The sequence below is a fragment of the Cardiobacterium sp. Marseille-Q4385 genome (genome assembly GCF_916618745.1).
Lineage (GTDB): Bacteria > Pseudomonadota > Gammaproteobacteria > Cardiobacteriales > Cardiobacteriaceae > Cardiobacterium.
Map to the genome: position 1 here is coordinate 70,897 of NZ_OU745373.1, position 21,437 is coordinate 92,333.

23 protein-coding genes and 1 tRNA gene are annotated in these 21,437 nt (G+C 61.7%); 10 read left to right on the plus strand and 14 right to left on the minus strand.

Annotated elements, in window-relative coordinates; all coding sequences use genetic code 11:
* Window positions 1–3: 3 nt before the first annotated feature.
* The 6 genes from LG374_RS00405 to LG374_RS00430 form a co-directional block, all read right to left on the minus strand.
* Complete coding sequence (locus LG374_RS00405) at window positions 4–1,083, minus strand: AAA family ATPase (RefSeq protein WP_225755844.1); 1,080 nt, start codon at window positions 1,081–1,083, stop codon at window positions 4–6.
* Window positions 1,080–1,661, minus strand: coding sequence for a DUF4291 domain-containing protein (locus tag LG374_RS00410; protein ID WP_225755845.1), 582 nt, complete (start codon window positions 1,659–1,661; stop codon window positions 1,080–1,082). The genes LG374_RS00405 and LG374_RS00410 overlap by 4 nt, the downstream gene beginning before the upstream one ends.
* The gene (locus LG374_RS00415; RefSeq protein ID WP_225755846.1) at window positions 1,658–3,130 is read right to left on the minus strand and encodes a DUF5691 domain-containing protein; all 1,473 of its coding nucleotides are present in this window, start codon (window positions 3,128–3,130) and stop codon (window positions 1,658–1,660) included. Before LG374_RS00415 ends, LG374_RS00410 begins: the two co-directional genes overlap by 4 nt.
* 191 nt (window positions 3,131–3,321) lie before the next feature.
* Window positions 3,322–4,068 carry an NAD(+) synthase gene (gene nadE, locus LG374_RS00420; RefSeq protein WP_225755847.1) on the minus strand — a complete coding sequence of 249 codons (747 nt, stop codon included), beginning with the start codon at window positions 4,066–4,068 and terminating at the stop codon, window positions 3,322–3,324.
* The gene (locus LG374_RS00425; protein WP_225755848.1) at window positions 4,065–5,510 is read right to left on the minus strand and encodes a nicotinate phosphoribosyltransferase; all 1,446 of its coding nucleotides are present in this window, start codon (window positions 5,508–5,510) and stop codon (window positions 4,065–4,067) included. Before LG374_RS00425 ends, nadE begins: the two co-directional genes overlap by 4 nt.
* Entirely contained in the window at window positions 5,503–5,994 is a 492-nt protein-coding gene (locus tag LG374_RS00430) for an FxsA family protein (protein WP_225755849.1), read from the minus strand. The genes LG374_RS00425 and LG374_RS00430 overlap by 8 nt, the downstream gene beginning before the upstream one ends.
* A 105-nt stretch (window positions 5,995–6,099) precedes the next feature.
* Between LG374_RS00430 and LG374_RS00435 the strand changes: the two genes are divergently transcribed.
* The gene (locus tag LG374_RS00435; protein ID WP_225755850.1) at window positions 6,100–6,663 is read left to right on the plus strand and encodes a hypothetical protein; all 564 of its coding nucleotides are present in this window, start codon (window positions 6,100–6,102) and stop codon (window positions 6,661–6,663) included.
* Window positions 6,664–6,846: 183 nt separating this feature from the next.
* On the opposite strand, the gene ilvA is transcribed toward LG374_RS00435, so the two are convergent.
* Complete coding sequence (gene ilvA, locus LG374_RS00440; RefSeq protein WP_225755851.1) at window positions 6,847–8,367, minus strand: threonine ammonia-lyase, biosynthetic; 1,521 nt, start codon at window positions 8,365–8,367, stop codon at window positions 6,847–6,849.
* Between the two features lie 30 nt (window positions 8,368–8,397).
* Between ilvA and rpiA the strand changes: the two genes are divergently transcribed.
* The 3 genes from rpiA (at window position 8,398) to LG374_RS00455 (ending at window position 10,599) form a co-directional block, all read left to right on the plus strand.
* Window positions 8,398–9,054, plus strand: coding sequence for a ribose-5-phosphate isomerase RpiA (gene rpiA, locus LG374_RS00445; RefSeq protein ID WP_225755852.1), 657 nt, complete (start codon window positions 8,398–8,400; stop codon window positions 9,052–9,054).
* Between the two features lie 100 nt (window positions 9,055–9,154).
* On the plus strand, window positions 9,155–9,631 hold the full coding sequence (lspA, locus tag LG374_RS00450) for a signal peptidase II (protein ID WP_225755853.1): 477 nt from the start codon (window positions 9,155–9,157) through the stop codon (window positions 9,629–9,631).
* Window positions 9,628–10,599 carry an asparaginase gene (locus LG374_RS00455; protein WP_225755854.1) on the plus strand — a complete coding sequence of 324 codons (972 nt, stop codon included), beginning with the start codon at window positions 9,628–9,630 and terminating at the stop codon, window positions 10,597–10,599. Before lspA ends, LG374_RS00455 begins: the two co-directional genes overlap by 4 nt.
* A gap of 50 nt (window positions 10,600–10,649) precedes the next feature.
* On the opposite strand, the gene LG374_RS00460 is transcribed toward LG374_RS00455, so the two are convergent.
* Window positions 10,650–10,726: transfer RNA gene (locus LG374_RS00460), tRNA-Pro, on the minus strand.
* Between the two features lie 35 nt (window positions 10,727–10,761).
* Between LG374_RS00460 and pgeF the strand changes: the two genes are divergently transcribed.
* Window positions 10,762–11,514 (plus strand): peptidoglycan editing factor PgeF, encoded by a 753-nt coding sequence (gene pgeF / locus LG374_RS00465; protein WP_225755855.1) that lies wholly within the window; start codon window positions 10,762–10,764, stop codon window positions 11,512–11,514.
* Window positions 11,515–11,539: 25 nt separating this feature from the next.
* On the opposite strand, the gene lpxB is transcribed toward pgeF, so the two are convergent.
* Complete coding sequence (lpxB, locus tag LG374_RS00470; RefSeq protein ID WP_225755856.1) at window positions 11,540–12,679, minus strand: lipid-A-disaccharide synthase; 1,140 nt, start codon at window positions 12,677–12,679, stop codon at window positions 11,540–11,542.
* Between the two features lie 118 nt (window positions 12,680–12,797).
* Between lpxB and LG374_RS00475 the strand changes: the two genes are divergently transcribed.
* Together LG374_RS00475 and LG374_RS00480 are read left to right on the plus strand one after the other, a co-directional pair.
* On the plus strand, window positions 12,798–14,795 hold the full coding sequence (locus tag LG374_RS00475) for a UvrD-helicase domain-containing protein (RefSeq protein ID WP_225755857.1): 1,998 nt from the start codon (window positions 12,798–12,800) through the stop codon (window positions 14,793–14,795).
* Window positions 14,796–14,830: 35 nt separating this feature from the next.
* On the plus strand, window positions 14,831–16,312 hold the full coding sequence (locus LG374_RS00480; RefSeq protein WP_225755858.1) for an SEL1-like repeat protein: 1,482 nt from the start codon (window positions 14,831–14,833) through the stop codon (window positions 16,310–16,312).
* Between the two features lie 50 nt (window positions 16,313–16,362).
* On the opposite strand, the gene LG374_RS00485 is transcribed toward LG374_RS00480, so the two are convergent.
* From LG374_RS00485 to thiM, 3 genes are all read right to left on the minus strand, one after another.
* Window positions 16,363–16,851 (minus strand): PAS domain-containing protein, encoded by a 489-nt coding sequence (locus tag LG374_RS00485; RefSeq protein ID WP_225755859.1) that lies wholly within the window; start codon window positions 16,849–16,851, stop codon window positions 16,363–16,365.
* A 125-nt stretch (window positions 16,852–16,976) separates the two neighbouring features.
* On the minus strand, window positions 16,977–17,591 hold the full coding sequence (gene thiE, locus LG374_RS00490) for a thiamine phosphate synthase (protein WP_225755860.1): 615 nt from the start codon (window positions 17,589–17,591) through the stop codon (window positions 16,977–16,979).
* Window positions 17,588–18,385, minus strand: a complete 798-nt coding sequence (gene thiM / locus LG374_RS00495; RefSeq protein ID WP_225755861.1) for a hydroxyethylthiazole kinase — start codon at window positions 18,383–18,385, stop codon at window positions 17,588–17,590. Before thiM ends, thiE begins: the two co-directional genes overlap by 4 nt.
* Window positions 18,386–18,639: 254 nt before the next feature.
* Here thiM and LG374_RS00500 point away from each other — a divergent pair, with 254 nt between their 5' ends.
* The 3 genes from LG374_RS00500 to LG374_RS00510 all read left to right on the plus strand — a co-directional run bounded on the left by LG374_RS00500 (window position 18,640) and on the right by LG374_RS00510 (window position 20,000).
* Window positions 18,640–19,083, plus strand: a complete 444-nt coding sequence (locus LG374_RS00500; protein WP_225755862.1) for a GNAT family N-acetyltransferase — start codon at window positions 18,640–18,642, stop codon at window positions 19,081–19,083.
* Entirely contained in the window at window positions 19,080–19,292 is a 213-nt protein-coding gene (locus LG374_RS00505; protein WP_225755863.1) for a hypothetical protein, read from the plus strand. The genes LG374_RS00500 and LG374_RS00505 overlap by 4 nt, the downstream gene beginning before the upstream one ends.
* Before the next feature lie 72 nt (window positions 19,293–19,364).
* Window positions 19,365–20,000, plus strand: a complete 636-nt coding sequence (locus LG374_RS00510; RefSeq protein WP_225755864.1) for a glutathione S-transferase family protein — start codon at window positions 19,365–19,367, stop codon at window positions 19,998–20,000.
* Between the two features lie 53 nt (window positions 20,001–20,053).
* On the opposite strand, the gene LG374_RS00515 is transcribed toward LG374_RS00510, so the two are convergent.
* Together LG374_RS00515 and LG374_RS00520 are read right to left on the minus strand one after the other, a co-directional pair.
* Window positions 20,054–20,764 carry a YafY family protein gene (locus tag LG374_RS00515; RefSeq protein ID WP_225755865.1) on the minus strand — a complete coding sequence of 237 codons (711 nt, stop codon included), beginning with the start codon at window positions 20,762–20,764 and terminating at the stop codon, window positions 20,054–20,056.
* A gap of 135 nt (window positions 20,765–20,899) precedes the next feature.
* Window positions 20,900–21,412 (minus strand): tetratricopeptide repeat protein, encoded by a 513-nt coding sequence (locus LG374_RS00520; RefSeq protein WP_225755866.1) that lies wholly within the window; start codon window positions 21,410–21,412, stop codon window positions 20,900–20,902.
* Window positions 21,413–21,437 lie beyond the last annotated feature (25 nt).

Below are 21,437 nucleotides of genomic sequence, written 5' to 3' on the forward strand. Positions count from 1 at the left end.
GCTTCAGCTCATGTCGCGGGCGGCGCGGTACAGGTCTTTCCAGCCCTCGCGCGGTTTGACGGCGGTTTCCAGGTATTCGCGCCAGACGATGGCGTCCTGCACCGGGTCTTTGACGACCGCGCCGAGGAGTCCGGCGATGAGGTCGTGCGCGCGCAGGACGCCGTCGCCGAAGTAGGCGGAGAGCGCCATGCCGTTGTTGACCACCGAGATGGCTTCGGCGGTGGAGAGTGTGCCGCTGGGGCTTTTCAGTTTGTTTTTGCGGTCGGCTGTCGTCCCTTCGCGCAGTTCGCGGAAGATGGTAACGATGCGGCGGATTTCCGCCAGCGCCGGTTTTTCGGCGGGCAGTTGCATGGTCGTGCCGTAGTCTTCAACGCGGCGGCGGACGATGTCCACTTCTTCTTCCAGGGTCGCCGGCAGCGGCAGGATGACGGTGTTGAAGCGGCGTTTGAGCGCGCTTGAGAGGTCGTTCACGCCTTTGTCGCGGTTGTTGGCAGTGGCGATAACGCTGAAGCCGCGCACTGCCTGTACTTCATCGGTGAGTTCGGGGATGGGCAGGCTTTTTTCGGAGAGGATGGTGATGAGGGTGTCCTGCACGTCGGCGCCAATGCGGGTCAGTTCTTCGATGCGGGCGATTTTGCCGTCGCGCATGGCGCGCATCAGCGGGCTTTCGACGAGCGCCGCGCGGCTCGGCCCTTTGGCGAGCAATTCGGCGTAGTTCCAGCCGTAGCGCAGCGCTTCTTCGCCAGTGCCGGCAGTGCCTTGCACGACGAGGGTGGAATCGCCGCTGATGGCGGCGGCGATGTGTTCGCTCACCCAGCTTTTGGCCGTGCCGGGCAGGCCGTAGAGGAGGAGGGCGCGGTCGGTGGCAAGCGTGGCGACGGCGATTTCCATCAAGCGGCGGTTGCCGATGTATTTGGCGCTAACGGTGTAGCCGTTATCGAGCGTGCCGCCGACGAGGTAGGTGACGACAGCAGCGGGCGAGAGTTGCCAGTTTTCCGGACGCGGGTTGTTGTCCTGTTTTTGTAGTTCGTGCAGTTCTTCGGCGTTTTGCTGTTCGGCGTGTTGGCGGAGGATGTCGCTCATGGTTGGGGTTCCTGTGGGTTGGGATAGGGACGTTCCTGCGGTAGCAGGGCTTGGGCTTCGTCGTAGCGGCGTTGTTGCACCAGTTGGTGGATGTTGTGAGCGAGCGCGGTAATGTCGGTGATGCGCGTGATCCAGTCGTTGCAATAATGTTCAACGGCGACGCCGCTCAGGCCAATTTGGATGGCGCGATGCGGCAGGGGTTGCAGGTTGAGATCGCGTTCGGGATCCCATTGGATGCGCACCGGCGCACGGGCTTTTTCGGCCTGCCAAGCTTCCACATCCATGCCGGGCGGCACACTGCTCGGCGCACTGTGGGACAGCGCCCAAGCAAAGCCGCTGCGGCGGATGTCGATGGCGAGGATGCGGCGCTGGTTATCGTCTTTCTGCGCCCAGCCACTGCGGTACATCATCCAGAGGAAGGAGGGCTTTATCCAGGTCATGCGCGTTTTTTTGTACAGCGGCGAGACGAAGGTGCCGTGGGCAAGGGCGCTATCGGCGATAGCATCGTTATAGGCTTGATAGACACGGATGGTATCGGCGTCGTACACGGCGCGAATTTGGCGGACGGGGATGGTCATGATTGGCTGTCCAGCAGGTTGAGGAAGGTTTGTTTTTCGCCCGCGTATTGATGCAGGGCGTCGAGGAAGGTGCTATCCATAAAGGCGGGATGGGTCGGCAGTGCGGCGATGGTATCCGCCGTGGCGCGGGTATCGAGGCAGACGGCGCAGCGCTCGGCGTCGTTGGTGCTGCCGTATTTTTTTAGCAGGGTGCTGTGCAGGATGCCGTCAAATACCGCCCGACTGTACAACGGCCCCCAAGGTTGGGCGGGTTCGAAGGTTTCGCTGTTGTTGTAGCTGCGGGATAGCAGGCTATGGTCAAGGCCGGGCGTGGCCAGCACGGCTTCGCGTTCGGCAGAGGTGAGGCGCGCGAGCAGGCGGTGGCGGATGTCGTCCGGCAGTTGTGGCCAGCGTACGGTGAGGATGGCGCAGGTAAAGCGCGGGTCGTCCATGCTGTCCACCCAGTCTTCGCGGTGCAGGTTGCGCAGCAGCGGGCGGTGCGTGGCGAGGATGGTGGCGGCCGTGGCGGCGTCGGTGTGCAGCACCTCCGCCCAGGCGTCCAGCGGCAGGGCGAGGATGAGCTGGCGCAGGATGTAGTCGTCGTCGCTTTCTTTTTTGTCCGGGCTGATTTGCTCGATGCCGAGCTGTTTCAGCGTGTCGGTGTAGGGCTGCGGCGTGTAGTGCCACGGTTTTTTTGCGTCGCCGCTGTATTGCAGACGGGCGGCGAGTTCGGCCTGGTACTGGCGTTGCAGGGCGCTACCGGGCAGGCTACGCAGCAGGTCGGCGGCGGTGCGGCGCACGGTCTTGCTGCGGTCGCTCAATGCCTGGGTCAGGAAGGCTTCGTCGTCCGCGCCTAGGCCGATGGCGAAAAGGGCTAGGTATTCGTCGCGCTGCGTGGCGGGGGCGCTCTGCCACCACTGCCCGACTTTGTCGCGCGCGGCGGCGGGGTCGCTGGCACGGACGCGGCGCAGCCAGTGCTTGCGCCCGCTGTGGTTGGCTTCATCCGGGTCGGTGGTGCTGTCGTTTTCATAATTGCGCTGCCCCAGCTCGCCAAGCAGCCAGCGCCCCCGGCTGCCGAGGAGGATGGCAGGTAAAGTAGCGGGATTGAGGGTGGCAAGCAGCGCGGGAACGGCATCGGGCGGCAGGCTGAAGCCGCGCGCGGCGAGGGCCCCGCAGGCCCAGGCGGCGAGATGACGCTGCCCGCCTTCAAGCCAGCGCAGGAGGATGGCGGTAAGCGCCGGGAGGGGATGGCGCTCCTGCGGGTCAACCGGCGCGACGGGGACGGCCTGCCATGCCCCGCCCGTCTGCACCGGACTGCCGCCGCCGTAGGCATAGGCGAAACCGAGGGCAGCGAGGCGGTAATGCGCCGCTTCGGGGCTATCCCCTTGCAGCTGCGGCAGATAGGCGGCTAGTGCGGGCGGCAGGTCGGGTGTGGCGGTTTGTTTGGCCGTGCCGAGCAGGGCGGTATTGAGGATAGCGGACGGTAACATGGCTGGTGTGTGGGGTATGAGGGCGGGCTATTGTCGGCGAAAAGGGCGGGGTTGTCTCGCTTGATGTCGCTTTTATCAAGCATGCAAAAACAGGCTGTACTGCTCGGTAGATTGAAGCTCTGCCTGCAAGAAATTCTGTATTTACGACGCTTGGCGGCTATCCGTAAAAAAGCGGGCATGGCCCGCTTTTTTCAAAGTGCGTCCGGTGCCGGGGGCACGGGCGGCAGCATCCGTTTGTGGCGTGAGCGTTCGTGCCACCAGGCGATGGTTTTTTCTGCCTCGGCACTCACCGCTTCGCCGCGCAGGAAGGCGTCCAGCTCGCGATAGCTCACGCCCATTTCGTCTTCGTCGGTTTGTCCTGCCCAGAGTCCCGCGCTGGGTGCTTTGTTGACGACGCGCTCCGGCACGCCGAGGTGGCGCGCAAGTTCGTAAACTTGTTCTTTGCGCAGGGCGGCGAGCGGCAGGACGTCTGCGCCGCCGTCGCCGTATTTGGTGTAGTAGCCGGTGTAGATTTCGGCGGCGTTGTCGGTGCCGACGACGATGGCGCGGTGGCTCTGCGCGGTGGTGTAGAGCAGGATCATGCGCAGGCGCGCCATGAGGTTGCCGCGCAGGACGTTGACGCGTTCGGGGTCGGGGTTGAGCACGGGTGCGAGTTGTTGCATGGCGAGATCGTAAAGCGGCGCGATGCTGATAATTGCACCACCAAGCCCCGCACTGGCGAGGACGGCTTCGGCGTCGCTCTGGTCTGTCTCGCTGCTGACGGCGGCAGGCAGCATCAGCGCGTGTACGGGTGCACCGGTGCGCGCGAGCAGATGGGCGCAGACGGCGCTGTCCACCCCGCCGCTGACGCCGAGGGTGTAGGCGTCCATTTGGTAGAGTTCTTGCCGCTTGTTTTCCAGCCAGTGGATGAGGTAGTCGGTGTAGGCGGTGAGGTTCATTGGGGTTTCCCGGCGTGTTCGCGGATGAGATCCTGTTTGAGCTGCCACAGGGCTACCGAGAGGTCAACGTAGTAGCCATGCGGGTTTTCCAGGCGGCGGATTTCATCCCACAGCGTCTGCTGTTCGGCGGCGCAGTGGGCGCGGATTTCGTCCAGCGAGGGGTTGTGGGCGCTGCGCGCGCCGTGTTCCATCCATTGCCGCATGAGTTTTTCGGCGCGGTAGTTGGTGACGGTTTTCCTTTTCCACGGGTATTCGGGATCGAAGAGTTCGTAGGGCTGGCTGTCGTCTATGATTTCATCATGCAGGGTGATGAGGTCGGCGATGGCTTTGCCGCTCGCGTTGTCATAGAGGCGCCACAGTTGTTTGAAGCCGGGCGTGGTGGTCTTGCTGAGGGTTTCGCTGATTTTGATTTTCGGGATGACGCTGCCCGCTTTTTCGAGGGCGACGATTTTGTACACGCCGCCGAAGACAGGCTCGCTTTTCGCGGTGATGAGTCGCTCGCCGACGCCGAAGGCGTCTATCGCCGCCCGCTGTTGCACTAGGTCTTTGATGAGGTATTCGTCCAGCGCGTTTGAGACGCTGATGATGGTGTCGTGCATCCCGGCGGCGTCAAGCATTTCCCGCGCGCGGTTGCTGAGGTAGGCAAGGTCGCCGCTGTCGATGCGGATGCCGCGCAGTTTGTAGCCGTTCGGCGCGAGGTATTCCTGGTGGACGCGGATGGCGTTCGGGATGCCCTGGCGCAGGGTGTCGTAGGTGTCAACGAGCAGCACGGTGTTGTCCGGCCAGGTTTTGGCGTATTGCAGGAAGGCGTCGTATTCGCTGTCGTGGCTTTGCACGAAGGCGTGCGCCATGGTGCCGGCAGTAGGAATGCCGCTCGCAAATTCGCTATAGACGTTCGAGGTGGCCGCGACCCCACCGATGTAAGCCGCACGGGCGCCGTAGTTGGCAGCATCTCCGCCGTGGGCACGGCGGGCGCCAAATTCCAGCACGGGGCGACCGGCAGCGGCATGGACGACACGCGTTGCTTTGGTCGCGATGAGCGACTGGTGGTTCAGGGAGAGGAGGAGGTAGGTTTCGATGATGTGGCAGTCAATCAGCGGTGCGCGCACGCTGAGGAGCGGCGCGTTGGGGAAGACGACGCTGCCTTCCGGCACCGCCCAGATGTCGCCCCGGAAGTGGAAATCGGCGAGGTAGTCGAGGAAGGCGTCGCTGAACATGCCCTTGCTGCGCAGGAAGGCGATGTCTTCTTTGTCGAAACGCAGGTATTGCAGGTAATCCAGCACCTGGCTGAGTCCGGCGAAGACGGCGTAACCACCGCCATCCGGCACGCGGCGGAAGTAGTAGTCAAAGTAGGCGATTTCATCCTGACGGCCTTCGTTGAAATGGCTTTGCGCCATGGTCAATTCGTAGAGGTCGGTCAAGAGGGCGCGGTGATTAATCATGGGGATTTCCTCGTTTGTCAATGAGTTCGCCGTGGATGACGCTGCCGTCTTCACGGGTGGCGGTGATGTTTTCTTGGGACGATTCGGCATCCACCTCGTCATTATCGGCGCGGTAGGTCTGCTGCTGCCAGCTGAACGCGCTGTACACCGCCTGCGGCTGCACGATGCGCAGCAGGGTTGAAGCGAAAAGCGCGCGCAGCGGCGGAATCAGGAAGATGAGGGCAAGGATGCTGCTGATGAAGCCGGGGACGAGCAGCAGGACGCCGGCGGTCAGGCGGTACACGCTTTCGCGGGCGACATCGCGGTTTTGCGTCTGCCCCATGCGCAGCACCGCCTGCTGCTGGCTGCGCAAGAGATAAGAACCCGCCGCGCTGGACAGCAGCAACAGGGCGATGGTCGGGAAAAAGCCGATTTTTATGACGGCGAAAATAAGGGTGGCAAGCTCAACGGCCCCCCAAAGGCCCAGCAGGGCGATAAACGGCATGGTGATTTCCTGTGTTGTGGTCTGCAGGGATTATTGGTGCTGGTTAAGGAGATTGCAAGCCAGGATAATGCGCGTTGTCTGAAATGACTTCCACAGAAACCGCTTATGAAAAATGTACTCGCCCTCACCCTTGCTGCCTTGCTGCTTGCCCCCGCCCATGCCCGTGACTACACGGATCTTGATCAAAAGGGCGCGGAAAAACTGTTGCAAGAATGCCAGAAAGATCAACTGGATAGCTGCGTCACTCTTGCCTTGTGGCTGCGCGATGTCATGGAGGCACCTGCCTCGGCCTACGAGCCACTGAAAAAAGCCTGCGACGGTGGCAACATGAAAGGCTGCAACGTCCTCGGCAATCTCTACCTCGATCCGTACAGCGGCTTGGGCATGGATCAAAAGCAGGCCAAAGCGCTGTACGAGAAAGCCTGCACTGGCGGCTACTCCAACGCCTGCACCAATCTGCGCGGATTGAAAGAAGAAAAGGCCACAACGCCGGCAGAAGACGACAACGCCAAACAGGCTCGCCTGCAATCGCTGTATAACAGCTGCATGATGGAAAATGATGCCGCCTGCGCCGCCCCGCAACGCGAGATGGAGAGCCAGTCAGCAGCTGGTGGGCAGCAGCGCAAAGAGCAGCAGCGCAAAGAAAAGCCTAGCAGGCTAGATAAATAGCGCCGTCCCCATAAGTAGCCAATATCACTGCTTCATCAGAAAAGCCTCGCAAGCGGGGCTTTTTTATGCGTTACCTTTTCGCACACAATCAATATTCGCGGCTTGCCCAAGCAGCATGAACCGTTGCGTCGCCAAGCGGCGTAAATACTGGGCTCATCAAGCGGCGTGATTGCCGGGTTGGCATCAGGCACTTTTCAGGAAGCGGTGATAGGCGCTGTTGCCGGTTTCTTCGGCGTAGTCGTAGCCGATGGCGGCGAGATGCGCTTCCAGCGCTTCCGGGTGGTCGCTCTGGATGCCCGCCAGCACGCGGCCATAGTCGCTGCCATGGTTGCGGTAGTGGAAAAGGCTGATGTTGTTTTCCGTGCCGAGTGTGTGCAGGAAGTGCAGCAGCGCACCGGGGCGTTCCGGGAAACCGAAGCGGAAGAGGCGTTCGCCGGTCGCGCCCGGGCTGATGCCGCCGATCATGTAGCGCAGGTGCGATTTGGCGAGTTCGTTGTCGCTCAAGTCCTCGCTGTCGTAGCCGTTTTCACGCAGTTTGTCGATAAGGGCGGCAAGCTGGGCACGGCCACCGGTGAGTTGTACGCCGACGAAGATTTGCGCGCGTTCGGTGTTTTGGTAGCGGTAGTTGAACTCGGTGATGTTCTGGTCGCCGAGCAGGGTGCAGAAGGTGAGGAAGCTGCCGGGACGTTCGGGGATGGTGACGGCAAGCAGGCCTTCGCGCTGTTCGCCGATTTCGGTGCGCTCGGCGACGTAGCGCAGGCGGTCGAAGTTGATGTTGGCACCGGAGACGATGTTGATGAGGGTGAGGTTTTTGCCGCGCTGTCCGGCCGCCCATTTTTTGCTGCCGGCGGCAGCGACGGCACCGGAGGGTTCGGCGATGGCGCGGGTGTCGTCAAAGAGGTCTTTCATCGCCGCGCAGATTTCATCGGTGCTGACGGTGACGAAGTCATCCACATGCTGCTTGATGAGTTCGTAGGTGAGTTCCCCCGGCATTTTCACCGCGACGCCGTCGGCGAAGATGCCGACATGATCCAGCGTTTGGCGCGTGCCGCCGCGCACGGCGGTGGTCATGGAGGCAGCGTCTTCTGGCTCGACGCCGATGATTTTGATGTCTGGACGCAGGCTTTTCGCCAGCACGGCGATGCCAGCGAGCAGGCCGCCGCCGCCGCAGGGCACGAAGATGGCATCAATGTGGTGCGGGTGCTGGGTGAGGATTTCCAGCGCGATGGTGCCCTGTCCGGCAATTACGTCCGGATCGTCGAAGGGATGGATATAGGTGTAGCCATGCTGCTCTTGCAGGGCTTTGGCATGCTGCGAGGCGGCGTCGTAGAAGTCGCCGTGCAGGACGATTTCCACGTTTGCCCCGCCGAAGCGGCGCACCGCGTCGATTTTGATGGCAGGGGTAGTGACGGGCATGACGATGACGGCGCGGATGCCGAGGCGGTTGGCGGCAAGTGCCACACCCTGAGCGTGGTTGCCCGCCGAGGCGCAGATGACGCCGCGCGCGCGTTCGCCCGAACTCAGGCGGTACATTTTGGTATAGGCGCCGCGCAGTTTGAAGGAAAAAACGGGTTGCAGGTCTTCGCGTTTGCAGAGAATGTTGTGCCCCAGGCGGTCGGAGAGGCGCGGCATGGCTTCCAGCGGGGTTTTCGTCGCCACGTCGTACACGGGTGCGGTAAAAATTTTCTCTATATAATGCTGCATGTTTTTTCCTTAACGTATGAGGTACTTGCGATGGATCAGAACGCGATGAAAGCGCTGGTCGCCAAAGAGGCGCTGCATTATATAGAAGACGGTATGGCGCTGGGCGTCGGCAGCGGCTCGACGGTGAACTGCTTTATTGAGACACTCGGTGCGGCACGGCTGCAATTTGCCGAGATTGTCACGGCGTCTGAGGAAAGCACGCGCCGCTTGCAGGCGCTCGGTTACCGCGTCAGCGATTTGAACGCGGTCGGGCGGCTGGATGTGTATGTGGATGGCTGCGACGAGATCAATCCGCTGAAAGCGATGATCAAGGGCGGCGGCGCGGCGCTGACGCGGGAAAAGGTAACGGCGGCGTGTGCGGCGAAATTCGTCTGCATTATCGATGAGACAAAGCAGGTGCCGGTGCTGGGGCGCTTCCCGCTGCCGGTTGAGGTGGTGCCGATGGCGCGCAGTTTCGTCGCCCGTGAACTGGTCAAACTCGGCGGCGAACCGCGCTGGCGCGAGGGTGTGATCACGGATAACGGCAACTGGATTCTCGACGTGCATCATTTGGAAATCACCGAACCGTTCAAACTGGAAGAAATCATCAACAACATCCCCGGCGTGGTGACGAACGGTATTTTCGCGCGACAATCAGCGGATGTGGTGCTGACGGCGTACGCCAGCGGCAAGGTGAAAGTATCCTGATTGCCACGCCGGAGCGCGTGCCCTGCCGCGTAGCGGCAATAGATTCCATCAAACAGCGGCTGTACCATGCCGCGTTTCTTTTCCTGGAGACTTTAAAAATATGCAGAAAATATTTGCCTTTATCAGCGCCATCTTGTGGCTCGCTGCCGATTATTTCAGCAAAGTGTGGGCGCAGGACGCGCTGGCGGCGGGGAATATCATCACCGTCAACGGCTGGATGAATTTCAAGCTCGCCTTCAACAGCGGCGCCGCATTCAGCCTCTTTGCCGACGGTGGCGGCTGGCAGCGCTGGTTCTTCATGGCGATCGCCGTCGCTATCGGCACCTGGCTGTGTTACGCAATCCTCTTCGAGCGCACCACGGCGCTGATCCGCTTCGCCTACGCCGGCATCCTCGGCGGCGCGCTGGGCAATCTGTACGACCGCATCGTGCATGGTCATGTGGTCGATTTCATCCGCTGGCACATCGGTAATGCCTACTGGCCGACCTTTAACGTCGCCGATGTTGGCATTTGCACGGGCGTCGGCCTGCTGGTCATCGCCTGGATTTGGGATTGGCACAAGGGAAAAGCATCATGAGCGACATTCTGGTTATTCACAGCGGCGGCACCATCGGCATGGTGCCGAGTGCGGCGGGACTTGTTCCCGATCCTAACTTCGTCGCGCGCCTGCAAGCGGCGCTACCGGAGGCGGATTTCGATGTCTTCGTCTGCGAACCGGCGATCGACAGCTCTTCGGCGACGCCCGCCGCCTGGCAGCGTCTCGCCGATGCCGTCGCTGCGCACCGTGAGCAGTACCGCGCCTTTGTCGTCCTGCATGGCACGGACACGCTGGCATACAGCGCCGCTGCCCTGAGCGGGATGCTGTGCGGCCTGGGCAAGGCGGTGGTCATCACCGGCTCGCAAATCCCGCTGGGGATGCCGGAAAGCGATGCACTGCGCAATATACGCGGCGCGCTGGCCTTCGCCGCCCTGCCGGAACTGCAACAGGTGGCAGTATTTTTCTACGACCGCCTGCTGCGCGGCGAAGCGACGCGCAAGGTGGACGCGCAAAGCTATGCCGGTTTCGACAGTCCGAATGCCGACTGGCTCGGCGTGTTCGATGGCAACACCGCGCAATTGAGCGCCCCCGTCTTTGAAGAACGCGAAGAAAGCGCCTACCTGCGCGGCGCGTGGCGCGGTTTTCAGGAAGCAGCGGTGGCGACGCTACTGATTACCCCGGGGATGCCGTCATCCGCCTTCGCGCCACTGCTCGCCGATGACAAACTGCGCGGCCTGGTGCTACTCAGCTATGGCGTCGGCAACCTGCCGGAACGCGACGATTTGCACGCAGCTCTGCGGGTAGCTATCGCGCGCGGCGTGTGTGTGGTGAATGTCAGCCAATGTCTGCGCGGCGAAGTGGCGGGACACAGCTACGCGGTCGGCGCGGCACGCCTCGGCGCCCTCGGCGGCGGCCGCCTGACTCCGGAAGCGGTCTATACCCGCCTGTACTGCCTGCTGGCGGAAAGCGATACACGTCCGCTGGCAGAGCGCTGGTCCAGTCAGTGAACGCGCATAAAAAAACGCCCAACCGGAAAGGTTGGGCGTTTGTTGTTCAATGGTCGGAGAGACAGGATTTGAACCTGCGACCCCTTGCACCCCATGCAAGTGCGCTACCAGGCTGCGCTACACTCCGACGCGAGGCGTGCATTATAGGAATTTGGAGGGTCTATGCAAGCGCTTTTTCTTGAAGGGAAACCGTGGCTGGCAGCGGATTGGCCGCTGGCCGACCGCTTCATCGCCGGGACGACGCTCACGGCATCGCCGCTGGTCAGCGAAGGTTTCAATCTCGCGCGGCACGTTGCCGATACGCCGGAACGCGTCGCTGCCGCGCGGACGCTGTTTGCCACGCATCTGCCGCCGGACGCTCGCCCCTTGTGGTTGAGCCAGGTACACAGCGCCACGGTGTGGCAGGCAGCGGATTATCAGGCAGGCTGCGAAGGTGACGCACTGATTAGCCACACGACGCGCGACATGCCGGTGGTAATGACGGCGGACTGCCTGCCGGTGTTGCTGGCCGATGAAGCGGCGACCGTCTGGGCAGCGGTGCACGCCGGTTGGCCAGGGCTACACAAAGGCATTCTCGCGGCGACGATTGCGGCGATGAACGTGCCACCCCAGCAGCTGTTCGCCTGGATTGGGCCGTGCATCCGCCAGGATAACTATGAAGTGGATGAACCGTTTTTCCAGCGCTTTGCCACGCTGGATGCGCGCTTCGCTGCTGCCTTCCGCGCCAACCGCCCCGGCCACTGGCTCGCTGATTTGCCGGCCATTGCCCGCCTGCAATTGCAGGACGCCGGCCTGCCCACCGCGCAGATAACCGATTGCGGCCTGTGTTCCTATGCCGACCCGCGCTTTTTCTCGCACCGCCGCAACGGTGCGCAAGCGGGGCGGATGGCGAGCTTCATCGTCGCCACCGTTTGAAGCGCCGCTAATTTAGCGTGCCGCATCACCAGCCGAAGCGGTGCACGATGGCATCCGCCGCACGTGCCGACACCTCCGGCGGCAATTGCGCAGCGACAGCCGCCAGCGCCGCACGTTGCCGTGCTGCCGCCTCGCCATCGGCCAGCAGTGGCGTCAGCTCGGCGGCAAGACGGGCGGGGTTGCATTCTTCCTGCATACATTCCGGCACGATGTCCGCATCTGCAAGCAGATTAGGCAGGGAGAAGCGGTTAATTTTCAGCAGTTTCAATGCCCGCGCCAGCGCCGCCGAGACAGGATGGACGCGGTAGGCGACTACCATCGGACGATTCAGCAGCGCTGCTTCCAGGGTAATCGTGCCGCTCGCCAGCAGCAGCGCATCGCTGGCTGCCATCAGCGTGGCACTGTCCGCATCGAAGCGGTGCACATGGGGCAGCGTCGCCAGCAGCGCGGCGCTGGCCTTATCCGGCGGTTGCCGCAGCGACAATACCGCTTGCAAGGTGGGATCGGCCGCCTGCAAACGTTGCCAGGTCTCTAAAAACACCGGTAACAGACGGCGTACCTCGCCCCGGCGCGAACCGGGGAAAAGACCGAGGATGCGCGCCTGCGGCGGCAAGCCCAGCGCCGCACGCGCCTCGGCAGCGGGCACCATGCGCAGGCGGTCGCGCAGCGGGTGCCCGACGCACACCGCCGCCACGCCGTGCTTGTCGTACACCGCCGTTTCAAAAGGAAACAGGCACAGCATCAGATCGATGCAGCGGCGGATTTTGTGAATGCGCTTTTCTTTCCACGCCCACAGCGACGGGCTGACGTAATGCACGGTGCGCACCCCGCGCGCGTGCAGGGCGCGGGCGATGCGCAGATTGAAATCGGGAGCGTCTATGCCGATAAACACATCCGGCGGGTCAGCCGCCCAATGCGCCAGCAGCGCGCGCTCGGCAGCGAGAATATCGGGTAGATGCCGCAACACCTCGACCAGCCCCATCACCGACAGGCGCTCCATATCAGTAAGCGAATGCAGACCCGCCGCCTGCATGGCAGCGCCACCAACGCCGCTGAAACGCGCGTGGGGCAGACGTTCGCGCAGCGTTTGCAAGAGCGGCGCACCAAGCAGATCACCGGAGGCCTCACCGGCAAGCAGGGCAATGTGAAGGGAAGGCGTGGTCATAGAAAAATCTCAAAGAAAGGACGATGCCCGCCATTATCAGCGAAAACGGCGTCAGACGGCGTCAGAACGCTTCCGCACCTTGCGCTACAATGCGCACCCGCTCACATCCCACCCCCTTATGACCACCGCTATTCCTGCCCTGAATCCCCAACAAACCGAAGCCGTCACCTACCTCGGCGGCCCGCTGCTCGTCGTTGCCGGTGCCGGCAGCGGCAAGACCGGTGTCATCACCCAGAAAATCGCCTGGCTGGTGCGTCAGGCACGTTATCCGGCGAACAGCATCTATGCCCTCACCTTCACCAACAAAGCCGCACGGGAAATGGGCGAGCGGGTGCGTGCCATCCTCGGCAAAGAAGCGCGCGGCCTGCATATCTCAACCTTTCACCGCCTGGGCCTCGACATCCTGCAAAAAGAACACCTGGCGGCAGGATTGCGGCGCAACTTCACCATCTTCGATGCCCGCGACGGCGCGACCCTCATCAAGGAACTGAGCAAACAGGAAGACGACGCGCAAGTCCGGCAGATACAGGCGCAAATATCGGCCTACAAAAACGCCAACATCGCGCCTGCTACCGCGCGCAGCCTCGCCCAAAACGACGAACAGGTGCTGTCCGCGCACATCTACCACCACTACAACGAACGCCTGCGCGCCTACAACGCCGTCGATTTCGACGACCTTATCACCCTGCCCCTTGCCCTTTTCAAAAACCACGACGACGTGCGCACCCGCTGGCAGCACCGCATCCGCTACCTGCTCATCGACGAATACCAGGATACCAACGACAGCCAGTACCAACTGCTGCAACTGCTCGTCGGCGCAGCCGCCGCCTTCACCGCCGTCGGTGACGACGACCAGTCCATCTACGCCTGGCGCGGCGCGCGGCCGGAAAACATCGCCCACCTGCATGAAGACTACCCGACCCTGAAAACCGTCAAACTCGAACAAAACTACCGCTGCCACCAGAAAATCCTCGCTGCCGCCAACGCCCTGATCGCCCACAACCCGCACATCGTCGAAAAAGCCCTGTGGTCCACCCTGACCGAGGGCGAAGGCGTACACGTCATCGCTGCACGCACCGACGAAGGCGAAGCCGAACAAATCATCCGCGACATCCACCTGCGCAAAATCCGCGAAAACCGCAAAAACAGCGACTTCGCCATCCTCTACCGCAGCAACATCCAGGCGCGCCAATTCGAACAACAACTGCGCGAACAAAACCTGCCCTACAAAATCAGCGGTGGCACCAGCTTCTTCGAGCACAGCGAAATTCGCGACCTGCTCGGCTACCTGCGCCTCATCAACAACCCCGACGACGATGCCGCCTACCTGCGCGTCGTCAACACCCCCAAGCGGGAAATCGGCGCGGCCACGCTCGCAAAACTTGGCGAATACGCCGCGCGCCGCCGCGTCTCGCTCAGTACCGCCGCCGGCGAAATCGGCTTCGCCTCCGAAATCGGCAACAAAGCCTACCAGCACCTGCAAACCTACAACCAATGGCTGCGGCAAATGCAACGTGAGGCGGAAAGCGCCCTGCCGCTCGACATCCTGAACCGCGTCATCAACGACATCGAATACGACGACTACCTCTACGACCTGCACAAAACCCCGGCCAAAATCGAAGTCCGGCAAAAACGCGTCAACCAACTGCGCGACTGGATCGGCAAACTGCAAGAAGAACGCGACAGCCTCGACGCCCTCATGCAGCACCTCACCCTGCTCGACATCCTTGACCGCCAGGAACAAGAACAAGACGCCATCCAGCTCATGACCCTGCACAGCGCCAAAGGCCTCGAATACCCCATCGTGTACATCGCTGGCTGCGAAGAAGAACTCCTGCCGCACCGGAACAGCCTGGAAAACGACGACGGCATCCGCGAAGAACGCCGCCTGCTCTACGTCGGCATGACCCGTGCCAAAGAAACCCTCATCCTCAGCTACGCCAAAACCCGCCGCCGGGGCGCCGAACTGCAAACGAGCGAGCCCAGCCGCTACCTCGACGAGCTGCCCGAAGACGGCGTGCAATGGCACGACGGACGCACCCCGCCCGACCCCGTCGTCGAACAACAAAAAAACGAAGAATTCTTTGCCGACCTGCAAACAATGCTGCGACAATAAAGCCACACACCGGCACACAAACCAAGGAGCAACCCGTGAGCCTGCTGAAAAAAAACAAAAAAAACCTGACCCTCGAAGAACAGCACGACGCCGAACAATACGCCGCCTGGCACCAGGAAGCCCAGCAAGGCGATGCCGCCGCCCAATTCCGCATCGGCTGGATGCATGCCAACGGCCACGGCGTCGCCCAGGACGACCGCCGCGCACTGGACTGGTACCAAAAATCCGCCGCCCAAGGCTTCGCCGCTGCCCAGTGCAACCTCGGCTGGATGTATGGTGAAGGCCGGGGCGTTGAAAAAAACGACGAACAAGCCGCCTACTGGTACGAAAAAGCCGCCATCCAGGGCGACAAACAAGCCCAATACAACCTCGGCAACCTCTACATCGCCGGCATCGGCGTGGACAAAGACGAACGTCGCGCCGCCTTCTGGTTCGTCCAGGCCGCGCAGCAGGACGACGTCGAAGCCCAATACAACCTCGGCAACCTCTACTTCCGGGGCGAAGGCGTCACCCAAGACGACCGCCGCGCCGCGCGCTGGTACGAAAAAGCCGCGCAACAAGGCTACGCCAAAGCCCAATGCAACCTGGCCATGATGTACGAACGTGGCCGGGGCGTCGCGCAAAACCTTGAAATCGCCGCCGAATGGTATGGATGCGCTGCCGAACAGGGCGACAGCAAAGCCCAATACCGCCTCGCCCTGCTCTACGAAAAAGGCGAAGGCGTGCCGCAGGACGACAACATGGCCTACTACTGGCTGGAAAGCGCCGCTGCCCAGGACAACGAAAGCGCCATCGCACGCCTCGAATACTACCAGGAGCGCACCGTGGTGGACTGGTACCGCCAGACCACCAACCAGGGCACCCCACCGCTTGCCGACGACGGCGAACACTACTACGACATGACCTACGACGGCGCAACCGACTACTACCCGCTCGGCGTCCTGCACCGCGAAGGCTGGCAAAAACTCGACGAATACCAGCAAAGCCTGAAAAGCATCGAATACAACATCAGCCCCGAAGCCATCGCCGCCGTCGAAGCTGAAAACAAGCGCAGCCCCATCTGGATCGATCCGATTGCCGACGAAGACGACAACGACGCCTACTACGACCCCATCCTCAACACCCGCGAAAACAACGGCCTCCTGTACAGCGACGTCGGCTACCGCCGCGCCATCGACAGCTTCAACCGCGCTGCACGCCATGCCGCGCACAGCTTCGAACAGGCTGCCAGACAGGGCAACAGCGACGCCCAATACAACCTCGGCGTCATGTACGAAAACGGCCAGGGCATCGAACAGGACTACGCCCGCGCCGCCTACTGGTACGAACTCGCTGCCGAACAAGGCCACGCCCGCGCCCAATACCAGCTTGGCAACCTCTACCGTGAAGGCCTCGGCGTCAAAGAAAACCCGGCCATCATGGAAGCGTGGTGGCAACGCGCCGCCGCACAAGGCCTGCAACAAGCCGCGCGCCAGCTCGACAAATGGAAACGCCCGCGCCACGCGCACATCGCCTGATACAGTCGAAAAAAAACCGCCCCGTGAGGCGGTTTTTTTTGGCGAAAGCCTTACAGCTCGGCGGCGCGCAGTTGCGCATACAACGCTTCATGTTCCTTGATGGTCGCGTTGTCGATGCGACGGCGCACCGAGTTGTAGCCGATGATCTTGTCGTTTTCAACAATCGGGCTAACCACCGCGCGTACCCAGTAATAACCGCCGTCCTTACGCAGGTTTTTCACGCAGCCCGTCCATTGCTTGCCCGCCTGTACGGTGGCCCACAGGTCTTCGAAAGCCGAAGCCGGCATATGCGGGTGGCGCAGGATGTAGTGCGGCTGGCCGATCAGTTCTTCTTTTTCCCAGCCACTCGCCTCGATGAAGGGGATGTTGACGTCGGTGATGAAACCGGCGGTATCGGTGCGCGAGAAAATCATCATGGTGTTGGTCAGGTAGAACTGGGCATCGGTCACATAGACGCGGCGCTTGTGTCCATCGTGATAGGTCAGATCAAACGCTTCGGATGTGCCGGCGGGTTTTTCCATATCGGGGATCGGTTTCATAAAAAGCCTCGTAATTGATGTACAAAAGGACGTTCGCCATACATCAGCGGGACGGCGAATACCGCATATAAAGCAGATTCCGTGCCATCTTGGGCGGCCATATTACTTTTGGTTATTTTGCCCGCCTATTGCAGCGCCTGCGTCGCTGCCAGTGCGTCGGCCGCACCGCAGATGGCACCGATAACCGCAATGCCGTCCGGATTAACCGCGCGCACGGCGGCGACGTTGTCCGTATTGATACCGCCGATGGCGACACCGGGCAGGTGTTTGGCGGCGACCATCGCCGCAAGGCCATCCAGACCGATAGCCGGATCGGCATCTGCCTTCGAGCGGGTCGGGAACACCGGCCCCATACCGATATAGTCCACGATGCCGCTATCCACCGCCTGCACCTGAGCAACGCTGTGCGTGGATAGCCCCAAAATCCGCTCGTTGCCGATGAGGCGGCGCACCACCGCCGCCGGCAGATCGCTCTGGCCGATATGCACCCCGTCCGCACCGACAGCGAGGGCAATATCCACCTGATCATTGATGATGAACGGCACCTGATGCGCGGCGCAACGCGCCTTGACGGCAAGCGCAGTGTCGTACCAGACCCGCTTGCTCCAGGCGGTCTTGTGGCCGCGCAACTGCAACACGCTGACGCCGCCCTGCAATGCGGCTTCAGCGACGGCAAGCAGCCGCTCGCCGCAGGCAGCAGCATCCAGGACCAGATAAAGATGCAGATTGCAGGCGTTCATGGTTGCACCTCCTGGACAAATGGGGCGTCGTAACTCAGCGCATCCAGCAGTGCCACCGCAAACGCACCCATGCCGACCGCGCTTGCGGCATGACTCCCCGCCTGCTTCATCAGCCAGGCGGCACTCGCTGCCGCATCCAGCGGCGGGGCAACGGTACAAAACGCCGCTACCAGCGCAGAAAGCGCACAACCGCAAGCGGTAACCCGCGTCTGGCGCACATCGCCGCCGTCGGTGAACCACAGCACCTCGCCGTCGGTGATGTAATCACGGGCACCGCTGACCAGTACGACGCATTGCTGCTTCTGCGCCAGTTCCAGCGCCGCGCCCGCTGCTTCCTCCGCCGTCGAAAGACTGTCGGCACCGCGCAAGCGCGCCGATTGACCGTTCAGCCATAAAATCTCGGCGGCATTGCCCCGGATGACCGTTGGTTGGAAAGCAAGCAATTCGCGGGCAAAATCACTGCGGAAAGTGAGCAGGTCGCCAACTGCGACCGGATCGAGCACCCACGGCTTACTGTTCTTGGCTGCCGTGCGCGCGGCACGACGCATCCCCGGCAGGCGGCCGTTGTGCAGGGTGCCGATATTGATAAGCAGACTGTCGGCAGCGGCGGTGAACGCGCCGCATTCCTCCTCCGCCTCGATCATTGCCGGCGACGCCCCCGCCGCCAGCAGCACATTGGCGGTGAAATTTTTCGCGACATCGTTGGTCAGACAATGAACGAGCGGGACGGACTGCGCCAATTTTTGCCAATGGGCGCGGGCAGATGCAGCGGGATAAGGTTGGGATGGCTTCATGCGGGCTCCTGAAAGTGAGAGAAGATGGACGGCAGTTTATAGCGGCTTCCCCAATAGATAGTCAATCAGCACCTGCACGCGGCAGACTTTTTGCGCGTGCTGGCGATGAGGTGGGAGAGCTTGAATGGGGCGTAGCGGCTATGAACCATGGGATCGTGGGATTTGGGCTAAGAGCGTTTCTGCCGGTTTCCAACTAATCATCATAATCCCGCCCGTCTATACTGCACTGCGTCTTTTCCATTCAGAACCTTATGATGTTTGTCATCCGACCTGACAATGATGCGCAATACAGCCGCTTGATTCAAAACCGCCTGCGCGCTACCAACCGTGAACGCTGTGCCTGGTTGCGCGCTAACCCGTCTGCGGCGGAAACACGGAATTTCCTCGCCTTTGACGGCAGACAGCTCATTGGCGGGGCAGTGGGCTTTGTCCGCTTTGGCTGGTATTTCCTGGACCTGCTTTATGTGGACGCGGCTTACCGCAACCGGGGCATTGGCCGGCAGCTGCTTACTGCTGCCGAACATTTCGCCAGCGACCGTCAGCTGGTTGGTGTACGGCTGGATACTGCAGATTTCCAGGCGCGAGGCTTCTACGAAAAGAAGGGATACACCCTTTTCGGCGAACTGGCCGACTGTCCGCCCGGCCACACCCTCTACTTTTTTCACAAAACATTTACCCAACCCAAGGAAAAACCATGAAAAACGTCCTGATTATCTCCGGTCACCCCGACCTCAGCACCTCCGTCGCTGAAGAAACGGAAACGCCCATCATGTGCAGCGTCAAACAACAGGACAATCCCAACCTGGCCGACAGGGTGGAAAGCCATGCCGATAAAGCCGTCTGCCAAAGCTACCCCGCCACGCCGCACTTTAAGGCTTATCCGAAAAAAGCGCCGCCGGGTGGATGATGCTCCTGCTACTGCCAAAAACTGACACGATCCACCGTTACCATGCGCGCCGTTTTCAACCACGGAGCAACTATGCCTCACCTGACTTTCTACACCCACCCGCAATCGCGCGGCCACAATGTCCGCTGGATGCTGGAAGAATGCGGCGCACATTACGAGACTGTCGGCCTTGCCTATGGCACGACGATGAAGCAGGCCGACTACCTCGCCATCAACCCAATGGGCAAGGTGCCGGCGCTGAAGGTGGATGACGCGGTCATCACCGAAACCGCCGCCATCATCACCCATCTCGCCGACCTCTATCCGGAAAAGGCGCTGATTCCCGCCGTCGGCACCAGCGCGCGCGGCGAGTATTACCGCTGGCTCTGCTTTGCCCTGCACCTCGAATACGCGGCGATGGATAAATGGCGTGGCGTCAGCAATAACGACGAACAGCGGCGCGGCATCGGCTATGGCGATTTTGACACCATCGTTAGCACCCTGAAAAAACACCTCGCCGGACGGGAATTTTTCCTCGGCGACCATTTCAGCGCGCTAGACCTGTATTACAGCGGCTTGCTCGCCTGGATGATTCACAAGGTGCAGGTGCTGCCCGCTGATGCGGTGTACACCGATTACATGAATCGCCACTTCACCCGCCCCGCCCATCTGCGTGCGCAGGAGCTGGACGCAGCATTATTAGCCCAGATAGAAGCGGGCAACGCCTGATACAGCAACTGCCCCCGACCGCCACCCGGCTCGCCGCGTGGCGGTTTTTTGCGTCAAAAACCGTAGCGTTTGAAAAGGTCAACTTCTTCCTGCGCCTGCCAGCGGCGCAGCAGGTCGGTGTGCGGCACAGGATAAGGTTTGCCGGGATCGGCACTGGTGATGCGCTCGCAGCGGAAATGACGAAAATCACCACGCAATTCGCACCAGGCCGCGAGCAGGCGCGCATCCTCAAAATAGCCCAACGCCAGCGGCCAGATAGTGCGGCGGGTGCTCTCGCCCCTGGCGTCGGTGTAGTGGATATGCAGGCGGCTTGCCGTGCGCAGGGCATGGCGCACGCGCGGCAGAATGCGGGCTTCATCGGCACGATACGGGACTTTGGCGACTAGCGGGTACACCGCTTGGGCAGCAAGACGGTCGCGCCATTCCTCGCTGAGCACATCGCGGATTTTGTTGATGACGCGCCAGGCCGCCTCGGCCAAATCATCATCGCCCTGGGCGACGGCGCTGCGCATACCGAAGACCAGCGCCTCGGTTTCGGCGGCATCGAAAGTGAGCGGCGGCAAAAGAAAGTCGGTGCGGTGCAAGAGATAGCCCGTGCCTGCGCCGCCCCGGATGTCCGCGCCCTGCGCACGCAGGGTTTCAATATCGCGATAGAGGGTGCGCAGGCTGACGCCCAGGGTTTCTGCGAGGGTTTGCGCGGTGATGGCACGACGGCTGTCGCGCAGATGCTGCAAGAGGGTGAGCAGACGGTTAGTGCGGGTCATGGTGAGGGATTCGGGATGATCGGGCGGCTAGTGTAACGGTATCTGCGGTTTGCGGATTGCCATAAGTCCAATGTTTATCCCGCTTGGCGAGCCCAGTATTTATGCCGCTTGGCCGCCTTTCTTAAATCAAAGAGGTCAGCCCAAATCATCCAGCATTTGCAGGGCGATTTGTGCCTTGGCATCTCCCTGCGCGGCGGCTTTTTCCCACCACACGCGAGCCAGGGCGTAGTCCTGCACTCCGGCCCGTCCGTCAGCGTATAACACGCCGAGGTTGGTTTGTGCCTTGGCATCACCCTGTTCGGCCGCCCGTTCATACCATGCGCGGGCCTGTCCGTTATCTTTCGGCCCTCCCCAGCCGTTGGCGCACATGATGCCGAGGTTGTATTGCGCAGCGGCATACCCCTGCACAGCGGCTTTTTCGTACCAGGCGCGGGCTTGCACGTAGTCTTGTGGCACGCCCCGTCCTTCGCTGTACAGCACGCCGAGGTTGTATTGGCCGAGGGCATCGCCTGCTTCGGCCAGGATGGTGTTGGTGTGCCAGGCGGCGGCGTAGTCTCCCTGTTCGTAGGCGATGGTGGCGTCAGCGCGCAGGGTTTCTTTTTCGCTATCGCTGAGGTTAGCGGCGGGTAGCGGGGTTGGTGTTTTCATGGGTGTTTCCTGTGAGGGTGGAAGG

Bases quoted from the DNA above. Each gene is read 5' to 3' on its own strand.
- LG374_RS00410 (WP_225755845.1), bottom strand. From the start codon at position 1,661: ATGACCATCCCCGTCCGCCAAATTCGCGCCGTGTACGACGCCGATACC.
- ilvA (WP_225755851.1), bottom strand. From the start codon at position 8,367: ATGCAGCATTATATAGAGAAAATTTTTACCGCACCCGTGTACGACGTG.
- thiM (WP_225755861.1), bottom strand. From the start codon at position 18,385: ATGAAGCCATCCCAACCTTATCCCGCTGCATCTGCCCGCGCCCATTGG.
- thiE (WP_225755860.1), bottom strand. From the start codon at position 17,591: ATGAACGCCTGCAATCTGCATCTTTATCTGGTCCTGGATGCTGCTGCC.
- rpiA (WP_225755852.1), top strand. From the start codon at position 8,398: ATGGATCAGAACGCGATGAAAGCGCTGGTCGCCAAAGAGGCGCTGCAT.
- LG374_RS00510 (WP_225755864.1), top strand. From the start codon at position 19,365: ATGCCTCACCTGACTTTCTACACCCACCCGCAATCGCGCGGCCACAAT.
- lspA (WP_225755853.1), top strand. From the start codon at position 9,155: ATGCAGAAAATATTTGCCTTTATCAGCGCCATCTTGTGGCTCGCTGCC.
- lpxB (WP_225755856.1), bottom strand. From the start codon at position 12,679: ATGACCACGCCTTCCCTTCACATTGCCCTGCTTGCCGGTGAGGCCTCC.
- LG374_RS00475 (WP_225755857.1), top strand. From the start codon at position 12,798: ATGACCACCGCTATTCCTGCCCTGAATCCCCAACAAACCGAAGCCGTC.
- LG374_RS00500 (WP_225755862.1), top strand. From the start codon at position 18,640: ATGTTTGTCATCCGACCTGACAATGATGCGCAATACAGCCGCTTGATT.
- LG374_RS00515 (WP_225755865.1), bottom strand. From the start codon at position 20,764: ATGACCCGCACTAACCGTCTGCTCACCCTCTTGCAGCATCTGCGCGAC.
- LG374_RS00425 (WP_225755848.1), bottom strand. From the start codon at position 5,510: ATGATTAATCACCGCGCCCTCTTGACCGACCTCTACGAATTGACCATG.
- pgeF (WP_225755855.1), top strand. From the start codon at position 10,762: ATGCAAGCGCTTTTTCTTGAAGGGAAACCGTGGCTGGCAGCGGATTGG.
- LG374_RS00520 (WP_225755866.1), bottom strand. From the start codon at position 21,412: ATGAAAACACCAACCCCGCTACCCGCCGCTAACCTCAGCGATAGCGAA.
- nadE (WP_225755847.1), bottom strand. From the start codon at position 4,068: ATGAACCTCACCGCCTACACCGACTACCTCATCCACTGGCTGGAAAAC.
- LG374_RS00430 (WP_225755849.1), bottom strand. From the start codon at position 5,994: ATGCCGTTTATCGCCCTGCTGGGCCTTTGGGGGGCCGTTGAGCTTGCC.
- LG374_RS00505 (WP_225755863.1), top strand. From the start codon at position 19,080: ATGAAAAACGTCCTGATTATCTCCGGTCACCCCGACCTCAGCACCTCC.
- LG374_RS00485 (WP_225755859.1), bottom strand. From the start codon at position 16,851: ATGAAACCGATCCCCGATATGGAAAAACCCGCCGGCACATCCGAAGCG.
- LG374_RS00455 (WP_225755854.1), top strand. From the start codon at position 9,628: ATGAGCGACATTCTGGTTATTCACAGCGGCGGCACCATCGGCATGGTG.
- LG374_RS00405 (WP_225755844.1), bottom strand. From the start codon at position 1,083: ATGAGCGACATCCTCCGCCAACACGCCGAACAGCAAAACGCCGAAGAA.
- LG374_RS00415 (WP_225755846.1), bottom strand. From the start codon at position 3,130: ATGTTACCGTCCGCTATCCTCAATACCGCCCTGCTCGGCACGGCCAAA.
- LG374_RS00435 (WP_225755850.1), top strand. From the start codon at position 6,100: ATGAAAAATGTACTCGCCCTCACCCTTGCTGCCTTGCTGCTTGCCCCC.